Source organism: Parahaliea mediterranea, from assembly GCF_003402235.1.
In the GTDB taxonomy this organism is placed as follows: domain Bacteria; phylum Pseudomonadota; class Gammaproteobacteria; order Pseudomonadales; family Halieaceae; genus Parahaliea; species Parahaliea mediterranea.
In genome coordinates this window covers 52729-70159 of record NZ_QEWO01000004.1, presented here as the reverse complement: position 1 = coordinate 70159, position 17431 = coordinate 52729, and the positions used below count along the sequence as shown (strand labels likewise).

14 protein-coding genes are annotated in these 17431 nt (G+C 64.9%); 9 read left to right on the top strand and 5 right to left on the bottom strand.

The genetic code is table 11. The annotated features are described in order from the left end of the window. Positions 1 to 4: 4 nt before the first annotated feature. The 3 genes from DDZ17_RS12715 to DDZ17_RS12705 form a co-directional block, all read right to left on the bottom strand. The gene (locus DDZ17_RS12715; RefSeq protein WP_116367340.1) at positions 5 to 1471 is read right to left on the bottom strand and encodes a RimK family protein; all 1467 of its coding nucleotides are present in this window, start codon (positions 1469 to 1471) and stop codon (positions 5 to 7) included. A 161-nt stretch (positions 1472 to 1632) separates the two neighbouring features. Next, positions 1633 to 3435 (bottom strand): N-acyl-D-amino-acid deacylase family protein, encoded by a 1803-nt coding sequence (locus DDZ17_RS12710; RefSeq protein WP_157976620.1) that lies wholly within the window; start codon positions 3433 to 3435, stop codon positions 1633 to 1635. Positions 3436 to 3644: 209 nt separating this feature from the next. Further along, positions 3645 to 4571 carry a histone deacetylase family protein gene (locus DDZ17_RS12705; RefSeq protein ID WP_116367338.1) on the bottom strand — a complete coding sequence of 309 codons (927 nt, stop codon included), beginning with the start codon at positions 4569 to 4571 and terminating at the stop codon, positions 3645 to 3647. A 112-nt stretch (positions 4572 to 4683) separates the two neighbouring features. On the opposite strand from DDZ17_RS12705, the gene DDZ17_RS12700 reads away from it, so the two are divergent. From DDZ17_RS12700 to DDZ17_RS12665, 8 genes are all read left to right on the top strand, one after another. Continuing rightward, on the top strand, positions 4684 to 7371 hold the full coding sequence (locus DDZ17_RS12700; protein ID WP_116367337.1) for a bifunctional acetate--CoA ligase family protein/GNAT family N-acetyltransferase: 2688 nt from the start codon (positions 4684 to 4686) through the stop codon (positions 7369 to 7371). Between the two features lie 53 nt (positions 7372 to 7424). Next, positions 7425 to 9566: a prolyl oligopeptidase family serine peptidase gene (locus DDZ17_RS12695; protein ID WP_193940599.1), complete on the top strand. Its 2142-nt coding sequence runs from the start codon at positions 7425 to 7427 to the stop codon at positions 9564 to 9566. A gap of 38 nt (positions 9567 to 9604) precedes the next feature. Continuing rightward, positions 9605 to 10036, top strand: coding sequence for a CBS domain-containing protein (locus DDZ17_RS12690; protein ID WP_241505876.1), 432 nt, complete (start codon positions 9605 to 9607; stop codon positions 10034 to 10036). 49 nt (positions 10037 to 10085) lie between these two features. Continuing rightward, positions 10086 to 11336 (top strand): porin, encoded by a 1251-nt coding sequence (locus DDZ17_RS12685; protein WP_157976618.1) that lies wholly within the window; start codon positions 10086 to 10088, stop codon positions 11334 to 11336. 78 nt (positions 11337 to 11414) lie between these two features. Then, positions 11415 to 12110: an aspartate/glutamate racemase family protein gene (locus DDZ17_RS12680; RefSeq protein ID WP_116367335.1), complete on the top strand. Its 696-nt coding sequence runs from the start codon at positions 11415 to 11417 to the stop codon at positions 12108 to 12110. 54 nt (positions 12111 to 12164) lie between these two features. Further along, the gene (locus DDZ17_RS12675) at positions 12165 to 12617 is read left to right on the top strand and encodes a protein tyrosine phosphatase family protein (protein ID WP_116367334.1); all 453 of its coding nucleotides are present in this window, start codon (positions 12165 to 12167) and stop codon (positions 12615 to 12617) included. 244 nt (positions 12618 to 12861) lie between these two features. Beyond that, entirely contained in the window at positions 12862 to 13779 is a 918-nt protein-coding gene (gene rimK, locus DDZ17_RS12670) for a 30S ribosomal protein S6--L-glutamate ligase (RefSeq protein WP_116367333.1), read from the top strand. A gap of 9 nt (positions 13780 to 13788) precedes the next feature. After that, the gene (locus DDZ17_RS12665; protein ID WP_116367332.1) at positions 13789 to 14136 is read left to right on the top strand and encodes a YidH family protein; all 348 of its coding nucleotides are present in this window, start codon (positions 13789 to 13791) and stop codon (positions 14134 to 14136) included. A 60-nt stretch (positions 14137 to 14196) separates the two neighbouring features. Here DDZ17_RS12665 and DDZ17_RS12660 read toward each other — a convergent pair whose 3' ends face one another. After that, on the bottom strand, positions 14197 to 14532 hold the full coding sequence (locus tag DDZ17_RS12660) for a hypothetical protein (RefSeq protein ID WP_116367331.1): 336 nt from the start codon (positions 14530 to 14532) through the stop codon (positions 14197 to 14199). Positions 14533 to 14983: 451 nt separating this feature from the next. On the opposite strand from DDZ17_RS12660, the gene DDZ17_RS12650 reads away from it, so the two are divergent. Beyond that, a complete protein-coding gene (locus tag DDZ17_RS12650) occupies positions 14984 to 16864 on the top strand; it encodes a DUF885 domain-containing protein (protein WP_241505875.1) in 1881 nt (626 codons plus the stop codon). A 3-nt stretch (positions 16865 to 16867) separates the two neighbouring features. Here the strand turns inward: DDZ17_RS12650 and DDZ17_RS12645 are convergent, their stop codons facing one another. After that, positions 16868 to 17380, bottom strand: coding sequence for an O-acetyl-ADP-ribose deacetylase (locus DDZ17_RS12645; protein WP_116367328.1), 513 nt, complete (start codon positions 17378 to 17380; stop codon positions 16868 to 16870). Positions 17381 to 17431: the final 51 nt, after the last annotated feature.

The following is a 17431-nucleotide window of genomic DNA, read 5'->3' as shown; positions in this document are numbered from 1 at the left end:
CCCACTAGTGCCCCCGTTTTGCTTCCATCCGCTTGAGCAGGGTGGACAGGATCATCTTGTACAGCTCCGGCCCCAGGTATTTGTCTTCCACGCCGCTGTCGATGCTGGGGTTGTCGTTGACCTCGATTACAAAACCCTTGCCCTGGCTCTCCTTTACATCCACACCGTAAAAGCCATCGCCAATGGGGCGGGTGGCGCGCACGGCGGCGTCCAGTACAGCCGGGGGCACTTCGAAGGTGGGCAGGGTGTCGAAGCCGCCGGAATCGGTTTTGTCGCCGTGGCGGTAAATCTGCCAGTGGTTCTTCACCATGTAGTAACGGCAGGCATACAGCGGTTTGCGGTCGAGAATGCCAATGCGCCAGTCGAAGTCGGTGTACAGGAACTCCTGGGCCAGTAGCAGGGTGGAGCGCTGGAACAGGCGCTTGCAGATGCCATCCAGTTCCTCCCGGTTGGCTGCCTTCTCCACGCCCTTGGAAAAGGCGCCGTCGGGGATTTTCACCACGATGGGGTAGCCGAGCTGTTCCCCCAGGGTATCCAGCTGCCCCGGCTGGTCCTTGTACAGCACCACGGTTTTGGGCGAGGGCACTTTGTGGGTGCGGAACAGGTCTGCCAGGTAGATCTTGTTGGTGCAGCGCAGGATGGAGTTGCTGTCGTCAATCACCACCAACCCTTCGCTTTCGGCCTTCTTGGCGAAGCGGTAGGTGTAGTGGTCGATGTTGGTGGTGGTGCGGATGAACAGGCCGTCGAACTCCGGCAGGCGCAGGTAGTCGCGCTGGGTGATCAGCTCCACGTCCACGCCCAGTTCCTTGCCGGCCTTCACAAAACGCTTCAGCGCCTTGTCGTCCGAGGGTGGCAGGGCTTCGGCGGGGTCCACCAGCACCGCCAGGTCGTAGCGCGCCGCCTTCTGCTCGCGCTGCTTGCGCCATACCTTGCGGCTGAACTCATCCAGGGCCGAGGCAAAGCCGTTTTCCTCGTCTTCACCGAGGCCCTTGGGTGAGCGCGGCTTGAGGCTGGTGATCTCCCACTGGCGGCGGTAGCGCAGGGTGATTTCCAGAATGGGGCAGGGGAAGGTTTCAAACAGCTTCTGAGCCAGTTCGCCAAAGCGGGCATCCACGCTGTGGCCGAAGTAGCTCAGCAGGGTGATGTCGGCGCTGGTATCGGCGTCCTTGAGGGTTTTGTCCAGGTCCTGGTCGAGGTCATCCAGGTGGATGCGGTACAGGGCGCGTTTGCTGAGGTCGTTCAGCGTGCGCACCGAGGGGATGACCTTGTGGCCGCGCGCCTCTGCCAGCAGGGAGCAGTAGTAGCCCTGGCTCAGGTAGGCAAAGCTGCGGCTCAGGTTGATGACCCGGGTGCGGGCCTGGCCCTGGGGGTAGCTGCCGTTCATGTAGTCGGCGAAGGTGATGACCTGCTCGCTGGGGTAGTAGGGCGCCCAGTCGCTGCGCTTGTCGATCACGATCAGGGTTTGGGACATCAATAACTCTCGGGGGTGTAATGCGTGAATGCCGGCGAAGTATTTGCCCACTTGCCGGGGCCGTCAATCGGCCAGTGCAGAATTACCGAACTCGGGAGTGAGCCCCGCCACCGGGCAGCGGGGCCTGCTTGGGCGGGGCCGGGGGAGAAAGGGCGGGCGTATCAGGCAGCCGCAGCCGCCGGCGCCTGCTGGGCGCCGCGAATCAGCTTGCCCGGCAGGCTGCCGGTGGGTTCGCCGTCGCGCATGATGACTTCGCCGCCCACCAGGGTGTAGCGGTAGCCCTCGGCGCCCTGGAACACCCGGCGCCCGCCGGCGGGCAGGTCGAAGATAATTTCCGGCCGCTTCACCTGCAGGGCGTCAAAGTCGATGATGTTGATGTCGGCCTTCATGCCCGGCTCCAGCGTGCCGCGATCGTCCAGTCCCATACAGCGGGCGGTGTCGTGGGTGTGCATTTTCACCGCCTCTTCCAGCCCCAGCCGGCCGCCGCTGGCGCGGTCGCGCACCAGATAGCTGAGCAGGTAGGTGGGCACGCTGGCGTCGCACAGCACGCCGCAGTGGGCGCCGGTGTCGGCCAGGCTCAGCACCGAGTTTTCGTCCTTGAGCATGGCAAACTGCCGCGACAGGTCGCGGCTGTCGTAGCCGAACAGGGGGCAGTAGAGCAGGGTGGTGCCGCCGTTGGCGAGCAGGGCGTTGTAGGTGTATTCCTCGTTGCTGAGGCCGGCCTGCCTGGCCAGGTATTCAATGCTGTCTTCGTAGCGCGGCTCGTAGTTGGGCGTATCGCCCATCACGTAGAGGTTGTCGTAGCCGCAGGTGATGGCGTTGAGGAAGAAGTCGCCGCCGGTGTCGATGGGGGTTTCGCTCAAAATGGCCTGGCGCACCTCGGGCCGGTGCAACTGGTCGAGCCGTTCCTGGCGCGACAGGCCGGCCAGGGGCGCGTAATTCTGGTGGAACATAAAGGGGTGCACGGTGCCGTCCCAGCCCATCAGGATGTTGACCGGGCGCGCGCCCACGTGGGGAATCAGGCGGGCGCCGTCCTTGCGCGCCTCGCGCACGTAGGCGAGCTGTTTCTGCACCCGCTCCCAATCCGCCTCTTCGCGGAAGAACAGCACAAAGTTGACCTGGCAGTGGTTGTCGATGGACAGCTGCTTCATCCAGGCCATCTCCTCTTCCCAGTCGTCGAAGTCCGACACCAGGCCGTAGATGCCCTTGCCCATCTGGCCGATGGCGCTGCCGATGCCCAGCAGCTCGCCGGCGTCGGAGTAGGTGCCCGGCATCACCTGGCCGTCGCGGGTGGTGTGCAGTTTGGTGCGCGAGGTGGTAAAGCCGATGGCGCCAGCCTCAATGCCTTCGCGCACGATGGCGGCCATCTGGCGCACGTCGTCCTCGGTGGCGGGCTCGTTGTCTACGCCGCGCTGGCCCATCACGTAGGTGCGCACGGCGCAGTGGGGCACCTGGGCGCCGATGTCGATGGCCCGGGGCTTGCGGTCCAGCGCATCCAGGTATTCCGGGAAGCTCTCCCACTGCCACTGGATGCCCTCGGCCAGTGCCGCGCCGGGAATGTCTTCCACGTCTTCCATCACCTCGATCATGCGCTGGCGCTCGCTATCGTCCGGGCGACAGGGCGCGAAGCCGACGCCGCAGTTGCCCATGATCAGGGTGGTGATGCCGTGATGGGCGGCGGGGCTGCAATGGGCGTCCCAGGTGGCCTGGCCGTCCATGTGGGAGTGGGTGTCCACCCAGCCGGGGGTGACCAGGGCGCCGCTGGCGTCGATGGTCTGGTGCGCCTCGCCGAGCGTGCTGCCAATGGCGGCGATGCGGCCGTCGCGGATGGCGACATCGGCCCGGCGGGCCGGGGCCCCGGTGCCGTCCACCACCGTACCGTTGACGATGAGGGTGTCAAACAGCGTGTTGTTGGGTGTTTTGTTGCGGGTTTTATTGCGTGTTGTATTGAGAGTGTCATCCACGCTCGCTCCTCCGTTCCTTATGGTTATCTGGAGATGCCCCGGCGCGGCCTGTGTCGATGGCGCGGCCCTGTGCCAGGCAGAGGCCTAGACTAGCACTCCCGCACCGCGGGTAAAGGTTGTCACTGGGGCCGCGAGGCGGACTGGTTTATCAATTTGCGCTGGGACGGGCTGGGGGCGCTCGCGGCGGCAATAAGGCGGCGATACGGCGGCTACACCGCGCCCAGCATGGCCTTCAGGTGGGCCTCCACACAGCGCCCCAGGGCCAGCAGGTGGTAGCCCCCTTCCAGGCAGGACACCAGGCGCCCCCCGGCGCTGGCATCGGCCTGCTCACAGAGCCGCCGGGTCACCCAGGCATAGTCGCTGTCGACAAAGTTGAAGCCGGCCATGTCGTCGGCCTGGTGGGCGTCAAAGCCGGCGGACACCAGCACCAGCTGCGGCGCAAAGTCCGCCAGTCGCCCCAGCCAGTCGCGCTCCACGGTGGCGCGCAGGGCGGCGCCGTCGCTGCCGGCGGGTAGGGGGCTGTTAATGACATTGGCGGCGCTCGGCCCGGCGCCGCTGTGGGGGTAGAAGGGGTGCTGGAACAGCGAGCAGAACAGAATGCGCTCATCGCCGGCCACGATGTCTTCGGTGCCATTGCCGTGGTGTACGTCAAAGTCCAGGATGGCTACCCGCTCTAAGGCGTGGTCGCGCAGGGCGCGATAGGCGCCCACCACCACATTGTTGAACAGGCAAAAGCCCATGGCCCGGGCCCGCTCGGCGTGGTGGCCGGGGGGGCGCACGGCGCAAAACGCCTTGCTGTGCTCGCCACCCATTACAAGATCCACCGCCTGTTGCGCGGCGCCGGCGGCGTGCAGGGCGGCGCTGAGAGTGTGTGGGTTCATGGCGGTGTCTTCATCCAGCGGGATGTGGCCACTGGCCGGCGCGCGCTGGTAGAGGGACTCGATATAGCCTCTGTCGTGTACCTGTTCGAGCAGGCCGGCATCCACCTTCGGTGCTTCGTAATGACGCAGGGCCATGTCGAGCCCGCAGGCCAGCAGGCGGTCGCTGATGGCACCGAGGCGGGCCGGCTGCTCGGGGTGTTGCGGCCCCATGTCGTGCTGCAGGCATTCCGGGTGGGTGATATAGGCAATGGTCATGGGGCGTTTACCGCAATTCGGGCAGCGCGGGGAGCAATGCCCATTCTCTGGCGTCTATACTGGGCCTAACTCTAGTACAGGAGCCCGCCAAGGTTAAGCGGGCAGCGCTTTGATGAGACGACACCGCCTATACCGCATCTTCGAGCCCGCCTCGGTGGCCGTAATCGGCGCCAGCCCGCGGCAGGGCTCGGTGGGGTACCAGGTGCTGCACAACCTCAAGGCGGCGGGGTTTGAAGGCGCGATCTACCCCGTCAACCGCCGCCACAGCCGTATTCTCGATGTGCCCTGCCACGCCAGCATCACCGACATTGGCGAGCCGGTGGACCTGGTGGTGCTGGCCATTCCGGCGCAGCGCATCCCGGGTGTGATGCGCCAGTGCGTGGCGGCGCGGGTGGGCGGTGTGGTGGTGATTTCTGCCGGTTTTGGGGAGGTTGGCCCCCTGGGTCGGCAACTGCAGGAGGAGATTGTCGACCTGGCGCGCGCCGCCAACATCCCGCTGGTGGGGCCCAACTGCCTGGGTGTGATGCGGCCGCGGCTGGGCCTGAATGCCACCTTCGCCCACAGCGAGGTGCGCCACGGGCCGGTGGCGCTGGTGTCGCAGTCCGGTGCCTTCTGCACGGCACTGCTGGATGCGGCCTGGTCCGGGGGGCGGGGCTTTTCTGCCGTGGCCTCCCTTGGTGCCACCGCCGATGTCGACTTTGGCCAGGTGCTGGATTACCTCTCCCTCGACGCCCAGACGCGCAGCATCCTGCTGTATATCGAGGGCGTGAACGATGCCCGGGCCTTTTTGAGTGGCCTGCGGGCGGCGGCGCGCCTGAAGCCGGTGGTGGTCATCAAGCCGGGCCGCCACCAGGCCGGGCGGCGGGCGGCCGTTACCCACACCGGCGGCCATCGCGGTAGCGACCAGGTTTTTAACGCCGCCCTGGAGCGGGCCGGGGCGGTGCGGGTCAACACGGTGAACGAGTTGCTGGCGGCGGCCAATACCCTGGCCTCCGGCGTGCGGGTGACCGGCGGTCGCCTTGCCATCCTCACCAATGGCGGCGGCCCGGGGGTGATGGCGGCCGATCGCGCCGCCGAGTTGGCGGTGCCGCTGGCCCAGCTGTCGGAGGCCAGCATCGAGGCCCTTGGCCAGGTGCTGCCGCCGCACTGGTCGCCCTCCGACCCGGTGGATCTGCTGGGCGATGCCGACCCGCAACGCTACCGCAAGGCGCTGGAGATTGTGCTGGCCGACCGCAACGTGGATGGCGTGGTGGTGCTGCTGACCCCCCAGGGCATGACCGACCCCAACGGCTGTGCCGAGGCGGTAATTGCCGCAACGCGCGGCAAGCGCAAGCCGGTGCTGGCCTGCTGGATGGGCCAGAACCAGGTGCGCGAGGGGCGCTGGAAGTTGCAGCGCGAAGGCATACCCCACTTCAATAGCCCGGAGGCGGCGGTGAACGGCTTTGGCTACCTCGCCGCCTACCACCGCAACCAGCAGACCCTGCTGCAGGCGCCGCCGCCACTGGCGGCACACCGGGCGCCGCGGGTACAGGCCGCCCGGGATATTATCCGCGCCGCGCTGCGCGATGCGCGGGTACACCTGGACAGCCTGGAGGCGCGGGCGGTGGTGTCGGCCTTTGATATTCCGGTGTCCGACTGCATCAATGTCACCAGTGCCGACGAGGCCCGGCGCGCGGCCGAATCGCTGGGCCTGCCAGTAGTGCTCAAAATCAACTCCCCGGACATTGCCCACAAGAGCGATGTGGGCGGGGTGCGCCTGAACGTGCGGGAGGCGGCGTCGGTGCCCGCCGCCTACCGGGAGATTCACGCCGCGGTCAGCGCTCGTGTTCCCGACGCCCGGGTACACGGTGTGACGGTGGAGCCCATGGAACTGCGCCCCCACGCCCGGGAGGTGGTGGTCGCCATCGAGCGTGACCCGGTATTTGGCCCGGTGATCCGCTTTGGCGCCGGCGGCATGGCCGAGGACATTCTGGCGGAGACCGCGGTGGCCATCCCGCCCCTCAACGTGTTTTTGTGCGAAGAGCTGATCCAGCGCAGCGCCGCCCAGCGCCTGCTGGTGGCCCACCGCTACCTGCCCTCCATACGCCGTGAGGCCTTGGTAGATGTGCTGATGCGGGCTTCGGAGCTGGCCTGTGAGCTGCCGGAAATCCAGCGCCTGATTCTCAACCCGGTGCTGGTGGACGAAGACGGGCTGGTGGCGGTGGATGCCTGGATGGCGGTGTGCCCGGTCAGCGAGGGGGCCGGGCCCTTCGACCACCTGGCCATTCACCCCTATCCGCCGGGCATGACCAGCGCCCTCACCGGCCGCGATGGCCGCCAGTTTGTGGTGCGCCCCATACGGCCTGAAGACACCGCCATCGAGCGGCGCTTTGTGGACGGCCTGTCGCCCGAAAGCCGCTATTTTCGCTTTATGTACGGCATGGGCGACATCACTCCCGCCATGCTGGCGCGCTTTACCCAGATCGACTACGACCGGGAGATGGCCCTGGTGGTGGTGGAGCACGATGACACCGAGAACGCCAGCATCAAGGCGGTGGCCCGCTACGTGGCCAACCCCGGCGGTGAGTCCTGCGAATTTGCCCTGGCGGTGGCCGACGACATGCAGCGCCAGGGTATTGGCAGCGAACTGATGCGGCGCCTGATGACCCTGGCCAGCCAGCGCGGCTTCCAGGAAATGGAGGGCGATGTACTGGCCCAGAACAGCAAAATGCTGAAGCTGTGTCGCGGGCTGGGTTTTAGCCTGCGCCGCGACCCGGACGATGCCGAAATCATGCAGGTCAGCCGCCGTTTGCAGGGCTGAGCCCGCGCCCCGGTGGTATCATCTCAGGCCGTATTGGTGCACTGGAGAGTCGCATGTCAAAGCCCCTGAACCACACCCTGCTGAGCGCGGTGACGCTGGCCGCCGCCTGCGCCCTGCCCGCCGCCGCGGTGGACTACCCCGCTACGCCAACGGTGGATCAGCAGGACGATTACCATGGCACCGTGGTGAAGGATCCCTACCGGTGGCTGGAGCAGGACGTGCGGGAGGCGGACGAGGTAGCCGCCTGGGTAGAGGCCCAGAACGCGGTGACCTTCTCCTATCTTGACGGCCTGGCGGGCCGCGAGGTCATCGAACAGCGCCTGACCGACCTGTGGGACTTCGAGCGCTACTCCACCCCGCGCCGCTACGGCGACTATTACTTCTACAGCCGCAACGACGGCCTGCAGAACCAGGCCGTGCTGTACCGCAGCAAGGCACCGGGGGTAGACCCTGAAGTGGTGCTGGATCCGAACGGCTGGTCGAAGGACGGCACCGTGGCCCTGGCGGAGGTGTCGGTCAGTCCCGATGGCCGCTATGTGGCCTACGGTATCCAGGATGGCGGCAGCGACTGGCGCACCTGGCGGGTAAAGGACATCGACAAGGCCAAGGTGCTGGATGACGAACTGCACTGGATCAAGTTTTCCGATGCCAGCTGGGCGGCGGACGGCAGCGGCTTTTATTACAGCCGCTATCCCGAACCTGCCGAGGGCGAGCAGTTCCAGAGCCTGAACACCCACATGGCGGTGTATTTCCACCGGCTGGGCAGCGCGCAGGAAAAGGACCAGCAGGTGTACGCGCGGCCGGATCACCCGGAGTGGGGTTTTAGCGCCGAGGTTGGCCATGGCGGTCGCTATCTGTTCATCAACACCTGGATAGGTACTGACGACCGCTATCGCGTGGAGGTGATCGACCTCAGCGACGAGCCCGGCAAGGTTATCGTGCTGGAGGATGACTTCCGGGCGGACTTTTCCCTGGTGGAGGTGGTTGGCGATACCGCCTACTTCCGCACCACCCTGGACGCACCCCGGGGGCGTATCGTCAGCTACGATCTGAAACAGGGTGCCGGTGGCAGCTGGCGGGAAGTTGTGCCGCAGCAGGCGCCGGTGCTGCAGGGCGCCAGCCTGGTGGGCGGCAAACTGGTGCTGGACTACCTGCAGGACGCCCACGCCAAGGTCGCTATTCACAGCCTTGCGGGCAAGGCCCTGAGGGAGGTTTCACTGCCCGGCCTTGGCACTGTTTCCGGCTTTGCCAATGCGCCGGATGACCCGGTGACCTACTACAGTTTCTCCTCCCTCAACCGGCCCGCCACCGTGTATCGCTACAACGTGGACAGCGGCGACAGCGAGGTCGCCCTGGCGCCGGAGCTGGCTTTTGACCCCGACGATTTTGTGGTGCGGCAGGTGTTCTACCCCTCGGCCGATGGCACCCAGGTGCCCATGTTCATTGCCCACCGCAAGGGCATCAAGCTCAATGGCAGCAACCCGACCCTGTTGTACGGCTACGGCGGCTTCAATATTTCCCTCACGCCGGGCTTCTCGGTGACGCGACTGGCCTGGATGGACCTGGGCGGCGTGTATGCCCAGGCCAACCTGCGCGGTGGCGGCGAATACGGCGAGGCCTGGCACAAGGCCGGCACCAAGCTGCAAAAGCAGAACGTGTTCGATGACTTCATCGCCGCGGCCCAGTACCTGCAGCGGGAAAAGTACACCAGCCCGGAACACCTGGGCATTTACGGCGGCAGCAACGGCGGCCTGCTGGTGGGCGCGGTGGTAAACCAGCGGCCCGACCTGTTTGCCGCGGCCATCCCCGCGGTGGGGGTGATGGACATGCTGCGTTTCCAGCGCTTTACCGCCGGTCGCTTCTGGGTGGACGATTACGGCTCATCGGATGACCCGGAGCAGTTCAAGGCGCTCTACGCCTATTCGCCCTACCACAACATCCAGGCCGGCGCTGACTACCCGGCGGTGCTGGTGACCACCGCCGATACCGACGACCGGGTGGTGCCGGGGCACAGCTTCAAATACATCGCCCGCCTGCAGGCCGCCCAGGGCGGCGGCGACCCGGTGCTGATCCGAATCCAGACCCGCGCCGGGCACGGGGCGGGCAAGCCCACCTCCATGCTGATCCGCGAGTATGCGGATATGTGGACCTTTCTGGCCGCGCACCTGGGGCTGACCCTGGATGCGACCGACTGATATCGTTAGCCAACCGTTGTCTCACTGGGAGAACCACCATGCCTAACCCCACCAAGATCCGCGATTGCATGCACCGCAAGCCCCTGACCATTCGCCGGGACGAAAGCCTGGTGACGGCCATTTCGATGATTGTGGAGTACAAGCTCACCGGGCTGACGGTGACCGACAGCGAGGGCGCCGTGGTGGGCATCCTGTCGGAACTGGATTGCATCCGCGCGGTGCTGACGGCTATCTACAACGACGGCGACCCGGAGCACAAACAGGTGGAAGATGCGATGGACGCCGACGTCCAGACCTGCACCACCGAAACCAGCATTGTGGAAGTGGCCCAGGCCATGGTGGACACCCGCCAGCGCCGCCGGCCGGTGGTTGAGGCGGGCAAGCTGGTGGGGCAGGTCAGCTCCAACAACGTGCTGTGGGCGCTGATGGAGCACAGCCGGCGCAAAGTGCTCGACCAGCGCGGGGGTTGAGCCGGCAGTGTTTGTACCTGTAGTTCCCGTGCGCTTGCGGCGCGAAACAATGTGCTTGTCGTTGGTGGCGGCGCTGCCCTGGGCGCCGCTGGCGGCGGCATCATCCGCTGGCAGCCACCCCCTGGCCGAACATCTGCGCAAAGAGGCAGAGGCACTTGCGGCCCACGTGGAGGCAGCGAAAGATGCCGAGGAAGACGCTGAAGTGGTGGAAGACCAGGGCTTGTCGTTCCAGAGCGCGGATGGCAACAACCTGCTACAACTGGACTTTCGCGGCCAGTTCCGGGCGGTAAACCCCTTCGACAACTACCCCACCAGCGAAGAGGGGCTCGATGGGGAGGAGGGCACCAAGTTCACCGTCAACCGCGCTCGTATCAAGTTTGGTGGCCACCTCCTGCAACCCTGGTTACGTTTTTACTTTGAAGAGGACCTAAAGACGCCGCAATTGCTGGATGGGCGCTTTATGATCGAAGAGAACCCCGCCCTGAAACTCAAAATCGGGCAGTGGAAGTCGCGCTTTTCGCGTGAGCGGGTGATTTCTTCCGGTAAACAGACAGGCGTCGATCGCTCCCTGCTGAACAGCGTGTTCACTGTGGATCGGCAGCAGGGCGTCTCCCTGTACGGCAATCTGGAAGGCGAGGGCGCCAATAATTTCAGCTACTGGGCATCGGTGCTCACCGGCAACGGCATCGGCGCCTGGAGAAACGATGACAGCCACCCCATGTACCTGCTGCGTCTGCAGTGGAATCCCAACGGCAGTGACCTGGGCTTTTCCGGCTCGGACCTTGGCTACAGCGAGGAACTGGTCTCTTCCGTGGCGGTGGCGGCGGTTACCAATCGCAGCCCCTACACGCGGTTTTCGTCATCCGGCGGGGGGCAGCTCAGCGGCTTTGAAGACGGCGTGGACGGCCAGTACGACATCAACCAGTACCTGTTCGAGACCGCCTTCAAATACCGCGGCTGGTCCTGGGAGCAGGAGGCCCACTACAAGCACATCGACGACAGGGTGAACCGGCGCGATACCACCCTGGTGGGTTATTACGTCCAGTTGGGTTATATCCCCAAAGCCTGGCGAGACCTGCCCGGCAAGGTGGAAATTTTCGGCCGCCAGTCCTGGTACGACCCGGACACCGACACCGCCGGCGACAACAACCGCGAATATACCCTGGGCATGAACTGGTTCCTGAACGGGCACCGCAACAAACTTACCTTCGACGTAGCCTACCTGGATTTCGACCAGGTGTCCGCGGACGGTGCCACCGGCACCCGGTTCCGGGTCCAGTGGGATATTTCCATCTACTGATCTAGCCACCCGCGTGCACGCCGCCGGGCTTGCCGCTATGCTGTGCTGCCTTGTCTGCCATTGGCTGGAAGCAACCACATGAAAACCATCGGCCTGCTGGGCGGAATGAGCTGGGAGAGCACCCAGACCTACTACCGCCTGATCAACCAGGGCGTGCAGAAAGCGCTGGGCGGCCTGCACTCCGCGCGCATTGTGCTCGACAGCATCGACTTCCAGGAACTCGCCGACCTGCAGGCCGCGGATGACTGGGCGGGCGCTACCGCGCTGCTGGTCAACGCAGCTGGCCGGGTGGCGGCGGCGGGGGCCGACTGCGTGCTGATTTGCACCAACACCATGCACAAGGTGGCGCCGGCCATCGAGGCGGCGGTGGATCTGCCCCTGCTGCACATTGCCGATGCCGCCGGTGAAGTGCTGGCGGCACAGGGCATCACCACCATCGGTTTGCTGGGCACCGCCTTCACCATGGAGCAGGACTTCTACCGCGAGCGCCTGCGCAGCGGGTTTGGCATTGCAACGCGGGTGCCGGAAGCCGCCGACCGCGCCACCGTGCACCGCATCATCTACGAGGAGCTGTGCCAGGGCCGGGTGCTGGACGCCTCCCGCCTTGAGTACCAGCGCATCATCGACGCCCTGGCCGCCAGCGGCGCCGAGGCCGTGGTGCTGGGCTGCACCGAGATTGGCCTGCTGGTGCAGCAGGAGCACAGCGCAGTGCGCCTGCTGGATACCACCGCAGTACACGCCGCGAAAGCCGTCGACTTTGCGCTGGCTTGCTGAATGTGGCCGTGACGCCTTCACTGCTGCCCACCCTGAACGACAGGTTTTCACCGCATGAATGACATTCTCAATTTCTACCCCATCACGGAAAACATCGGCACTGCCGGCCAGCCGACCCGGGAACAGTTCGCGCAGATTGCGGCGGCGGGCTATACGGCGGTGATCAACCTCGCCATGCCGGATTCCGATAACGCCATCCCCGAGGAGGGCTCGCTGGTGTCGTCCCTGGGCATGGACTACATCCACCTGCCGGTGCCCTTCGACGCGCCCGGCGAGCAACACCTGCAGCGTTTTTTTGGCGTTATGGCGGCCCTTGGCGATGACCGGGTGTTTGTGCACTGTGCGCTGAACATGCGGGTGTCGGCCTTTATGTACAAGTACCTCACCCTGCGCGAGGGCCTGGACGAGGCCCGGGCCACCAGCCCCCTGCTACAACAATGGCTGCCCCAGATGGACCCGGCCTGGCGGCGCATTATCGCCATGGAGCGCAGCGCCATCGAAGGCTGAGGCGCCCGTGGGCCGGGCCATGCGCTCGGGGTAAAGCGGGCCGGGTTTGCCGCCTGTGGGCAAGATCATCAGGGCGCGTTGCCTGTGGCGTTGATTCGTGGATAATGCGCCGCCTTTCCCGGGTGGCTGGCGGGGCCCGCTTTGCGTTCTCTGAAAGCGCCCCCTATAGTCTGTTCAGACGTGGCGTGGAAAGCTTCCCGGTGATCCCGGGTTCCCGCTGCTCATTCACCAAACAGGCAGAGTTATGAAACTAGGTATTCTATCCCGCAATCGGAACCTCTACTCCACCCGTCGCCTGGTGGAAGAGGCCCAGGCACGCCAGCATGAAGTGCGCGTTATCGACGTGCTCAAGTGCTACATGAACATCACTGCCAATGATCCCACCGTGTATTACCAGCGCTCCGCCGACAAAGTGGAACCGGTGGCCTTCGATGCGGTGATCCCGCGCATCGGCGCCAGCGTGACCGCCTACGGTTGTGCGGTGCTGCGCCAGTTTGAGGTGGGGCACACGTATTCCATTAACGAATCCATCGCCATCACCCGCTCCCGCGATAAACTGCGCGCCCACCAGTTGCTGGCCCGGCGTGGCATTGGCCAGCCGGTAACTGCCTACGCCCACTCGGCGCGAGCCACCGACCACCTGATCGAATCCGTGGGCGGGGCCCCCCTGATCCTCAAGCTCACCAACAGCACCCACGGCAACGGTGTGCTGCTGGCAGAAACCAAAAAAGCCGCCGAGGCGCTGATCAATGCCTTCCGTGGTATTGGCTCCGATTTTCTGGTGCAGGAATTCATCAAGGAAGCGGGCGGCTCCGACATCCGCTGCTTTGTGGTGGGCGAGAAAGTCATCGCCGCCATGCAGCGCAAGGCGGTGAAGGGGGAATACCGCTCCAACCTGCACCGCGGCGGCACCGCCGAGGTGATCAAGTTGCAGCCCGAGGAACGCCGCCTGGCCATTCGCGCCGCCAAAGTCATGGGGCTCGACCTTGCGGGGGTGGACATCCTGCGCTCGGCCCACGGCCCGCTGGTGATCGAGGTGAACTCTTCGCCGGGGCTGGAAGGCATTGAGACCGCCACCGGCATCAATGTGGCCAGCAAGATCATCGAGTACATCGAAAAGGATTCCCAGGCGGGCCCCAACAAGCCCAAGGGGCGGGGCTAGCACCACACCGTGGCCTACCTGCAGGATCCACGGGTTTACTACGCCATTGAGCGCACCTACCTCGCCTGGGTGCGCACCCAGCTTTCCATCCTGGCGCTGGCTTTTCTGATCAAGAAGTTCGGCATAGAGGACGCCGTCGACGACGCCGCCCTGCCGCTGGCGGAGGGCGCCCTGCTGGGCATGTGCCTGCTGGTGGTGGGCATGTCCATGGTGTCCTTCTGGCAGACCCGCCTGTCTATCGCCCGCCTGGGCGAGGAGGAGCTGCCCTCGCTCTCGGCGCCGAAGGTGCTCTACATCACCGGCGTGCTCTCCATTGGCTTGAATATCGTGATCAGCGCGGTGGTGGCGCTGGTCTGACCGGGGCAGGGGGCCATCACCAGGGCCTTGGCCGGTGTTCTGCTGTATTGAGCGGGCGTTTTACAGCGATACGTTCAGCAGCGTCCACTGGCCTTGCTGGTGGTTCAGCTCGGTGTAGCGGTATTGCACGGTGGCGCCGTCCGGCGCGTTTTCGATCAGGGCGTTGCGCGGCTCCTTGAACACCACCCGGCTGCCCTGGCGGTTGAGGTGGCAGCTGGCATCGTTGCTGGCGCGGCTCGCCGAGTGAAAACGCAGGTAAACATCCTTGCCGGCCTCGCGGGCCTTTTGCTTGTTCACCGTGCCTTCCACGATGCAGTCCTGGGTCACCTCGGCCGCAGCGGTTGCTGCCAGCAGGGGCAGGGCGGAGAGGGCGATGATTCTGATCAGTGTGTTCATGGTGCGTGCCTCCTAAAGCGGCCGTCGGTGACGGCTGGAATAGGCGCCTCGCGGCGCATTGTTGTTGTGGCAGGCCGATTTCCCGCCGTGTCTGGAACCATCATACGGCGGCGTTTCGGCGCGCATCTATCACTGTCATGCAGGTGTCATAATAATTTCACAATTGTCGTGTATGGCGCTGCGGATGGAATAAAATCCAATAAAAACAGTGGGTTATGATGTTGTGGCCGGCTGTGAATTGGCTGCCTGCCGGCTGCGGGCTGGCTGAGCGCCGGCATGTTCTGCCTTTTCAGGGGGGCTGGCAGCGCGCAACCGGCCCCGGTTTCGGGCGCCAGCGCAGCGGGCCCGGCAAACTGGAAATCCCCCGCCCGCTGCGGGATGATGCCTGCACTTTGCAGGCGCAGCCTGCAATCCCGAACAAAGCCCAGCGTGTAACACGAGAGGACCTGTTTTGAAAAAATTAGCCCAAGCGGTAGCCCTGGCGGGGATGGGAGCCCTGCTGCTGAATGCCTGCTCCCGGGACGAGCAAAAAGCCGGGGCCGACAGCGCCCCACAGGCAGGCCAGAGCGCGCCCGCCATCAGCCCGCCTCCGGCCCAGGCAGATGCGGATGTCAGCGCGGCCTTCCGCACCTTCCTGGATGAAAACTACGCGGTGGACATGGCGCGTCACCCGATGAGCGCCAGCTATCGCGGCATCAAGATCAACAACGACAAGTGGGACCCGGACTCCGAGGCCTACTACGACGAAGAGCGGGCCATCCTTGAAGCGCGCCTGAAGCAGATAGCGGAATTCGACCGCGCGGCCCTCACGCCGGCGCAGCAACTGTCCTACGACCTCTACAAGCTGGATTTGCAGCGCCAGATTGCCAGCGACGATTTCCGCCATCACCTGTTTGTTATCCAGCAGTACCGCGGCCCCCACACCCAGGTGGCCAGCAACCTCATCAACATCCACACCGTAAAGAGTGTGAAGGATGCCGAGGACTACATTGGCCGGCTCAACAACGTCGGCACCTGGTTTGACGAAGTGATCGAGCAGATGGAGATCCGCGAGGCGCAGAACCTGTTGCTGGCGGACTGGCAGTACCCGCCCATGGTCCAGGCATCCAGGAACATTATCAGTGGGGTGCCCTTCGACGCATCCGGTGAGGATGCCACCCTGTGGGCCGACTTCCAGAGCAAGGTGGCGGCACTGGAAATTGACGACGCCGAGCGCCAGCGCCTGCTGGACGCGGCCCGCACAGCCCTGGTGGACGTGGTCAAGCCGGCCTACGAGAAGCTGATTGTGGCGATTGAGGCACAGGCGGCCAAGGCCAGCGGTGACGATGGCGTGTGGAAGTTCGACAACGGCGATGCCTTTTACGCCGAGCGTCTGCGCTGGTTTACCACCACGGATCTCTCCGCCGACGAGGTGCACGACATTGGCCTTCGGGAAGTGGCGCGCATCCACAAGGCAATGAACGCCATCAAGGACGCGGTGGGTTTCGATGGCACCCTAGTGGACTTTTTCGAGTACATGCGGACTGACAAGCAGTTCTACTACCCCAACACCGACGAGGGTCGCGCCGACTACCTGGCCGAGGCCACCCGCCTGATCGACGTGATGCGCGAGCACATTCCCGAGCAGTTCGGCCTGATTCCCAAGGCGGAACTGGTGGTGAAGCGGGTGGAGCCCTTCCGCGAACAGTCCGCCGGCAAGGCCTTTTACAACGGCCCGCCCGCCGACGGCTCCCGCCCCGGCATTTACTACGCGAACCTGTACAACATGATGGACATGCCCAAGTACCAGATGGAGGCCCTGGCCTATCACGAGGGCATTCCCGGCCACCACATGCAGCGCGCCATTTCGGTGGAGCTGAAGGATATTCCCGAGTTCCAGAAGTACGCGAGCTTTACCGCCTACACTGAGGGCTGGGGCCTTTACACCGAGCAGCTGCCGAAGGAGATGGGCTTCTACCAGGACCCATACTCCGATTTTGGCCGCCTGGCCATGGAGCTGTGGCGGGCCTGCCGCCTGGTGGTGGATACCGGTATTCACAGCAAGCGCTGGACGCGGGAGCAGGCCATCGACTACCTGCTGGAGAACACCCCCAACTCGCCGGGTGATTCCACCAAGGCCATCGAGCGCTACATCGCCATGCCCGGGCAGGCCACCGCCTACCTGATCGGCAAGCTGAAAATTGTGGAGCTGCGGGAAAAGGCGCGGGAAGCGCTGGGTGATGATTTCGACATTCGCGCCTTCCATGACGAGGTGCTGAAGGACGGCCCGGTGCCCCTGTCCATCCTTGAGCAGAAGATCGACGCGCTGATCGAGCGCGGCGGCAAGGCCTGAGACTTACCGGCGCCCGAGTTCCGCAATCCAGATGTCGTAAATCGCCTGGCTGAACAGGTAGAAGGTGATATCCAGATCGCGGTAGGGCGCCTCGCTGCTCACCCCCAGGGCTATCCGGGCGGCGTCGGCCAGCGGGTAGCCATACACCCCGCAGGAAATGGCCGGCACCGCCAGGCGTTTGCAGCCGTGTTCCAGCGCCAGCTGGTAACTGCTGCGGTACGCGCTTGCCAGCAGCTGCGCGGGGTTATCCACAAACGCATAGACCGGCCCCACCGTGTGGATTACATAGCGGGCCTTGAGATTCCCGGCAGCCGTAATGCGTGCCTGGCCAGTGGGGCAGCGCACGCCGTTGGCCTCGGCAACCTCCCGGCAGGCGGCCAGCAGCGCCGGCCCCGCGGCCCGGTGAATGGCGCCGTCCACACCCCCGCCCCCCAGCATGTGTTCGTTGGCGGCATTGACGATGGCGTCCACCTCCGCGGTGGTGATATCGCCCAGTACCAGTTTGATGCCTGACATGGCTGCACCTGCTTGCCTGTGAGGCTTTTATGTTACTCCTTCGCATGGCTG

What these genes read in the sequence shown, in the direction of transcription:
- DDZ17_RS12715 (WP_116367340.1), bottom strand. Translation starts at nt 1,471, where the DNA reads ATGTCCCAAACCCTGATCGTGATCGACAAGCGCAGCGACTGGGCGCCC.
- DDZ17_RS12705 (WP_116367338.1), bottom strand. Translation starts at nt 4,571, where the DNA reads ATGACCATTGCCTATATCACCCACCCGGAATGCCTGCAGCACGACATG.
- DDZ17_RS12700 (WP_116367337.1), top strand. Translation starts at nt 4,684, where the DNA reads ATGAGACGACACCGCCTATACCGCATCTTCGAGCCCGCCTCGGTGGCC.
- DDZ17_RS12695 (WP_193940599.1), top strand. Translation starts at nt 7,425, where the DNA reads ATGTCAAAGCCCCTGAACCACACCCTGCTGAGCGCGGTGACGCTGGCC.
- DDZ17_RS12690 (WP_241505876.1), top strand. Translation starts at nt 9,605, where the DNA reads ATGCCTAACCCCACCAAGATCCGCGATTGCATGCACCGCAAGCCCCTG.
- DDZ17_RS12685 (WP_157976618.1), top strand. Translation starts at nt 10,086, where the DNA reads ATGTGCTTGTCGTTGGTGGCGGCGCTGCCCTGGGCGCCGCTGGCGGCG.
- DDZ17_RS12680 (WP_116367335.1), top strand. Translation starts at nt 11,415, where the DNA reads ATGAAAACCATCGGCCTGCTGGGCGGAATGAGCTGGGAGAGCACCCAG.
- DDZ17_RS12675 (WP_116367334.1), top strand. Translation starts at nt 12,165, where the DNA reads ATGAATGACATTCTCAATTTCTACCCCATCACGGAAAACATCGGCACT.
- rimK (WP_116367333.1), top strand. Translation starts at nt 12,862, where the DNA reads ATGAAACTAGGTATTCTATCCCGCAATCGGAACCTCTACTCCACCCGT.
- DDZ17_RS12660 (WP_116367331.1), bottom strand. Translation starts at nt 14,532, where the DNA reads ATGAACACACTGATCAGAATCATCGCCCTCTCCGCCCTGCCCCTGCTG.
- DDZ17_RS12645 (WP_116367328.1), bottom strand. Translation starts at nt 17,380, where the DNA reads ATGTCAGGCATCAAACTGGTACTGGGCGATATCACCACCGCGGAGGTG.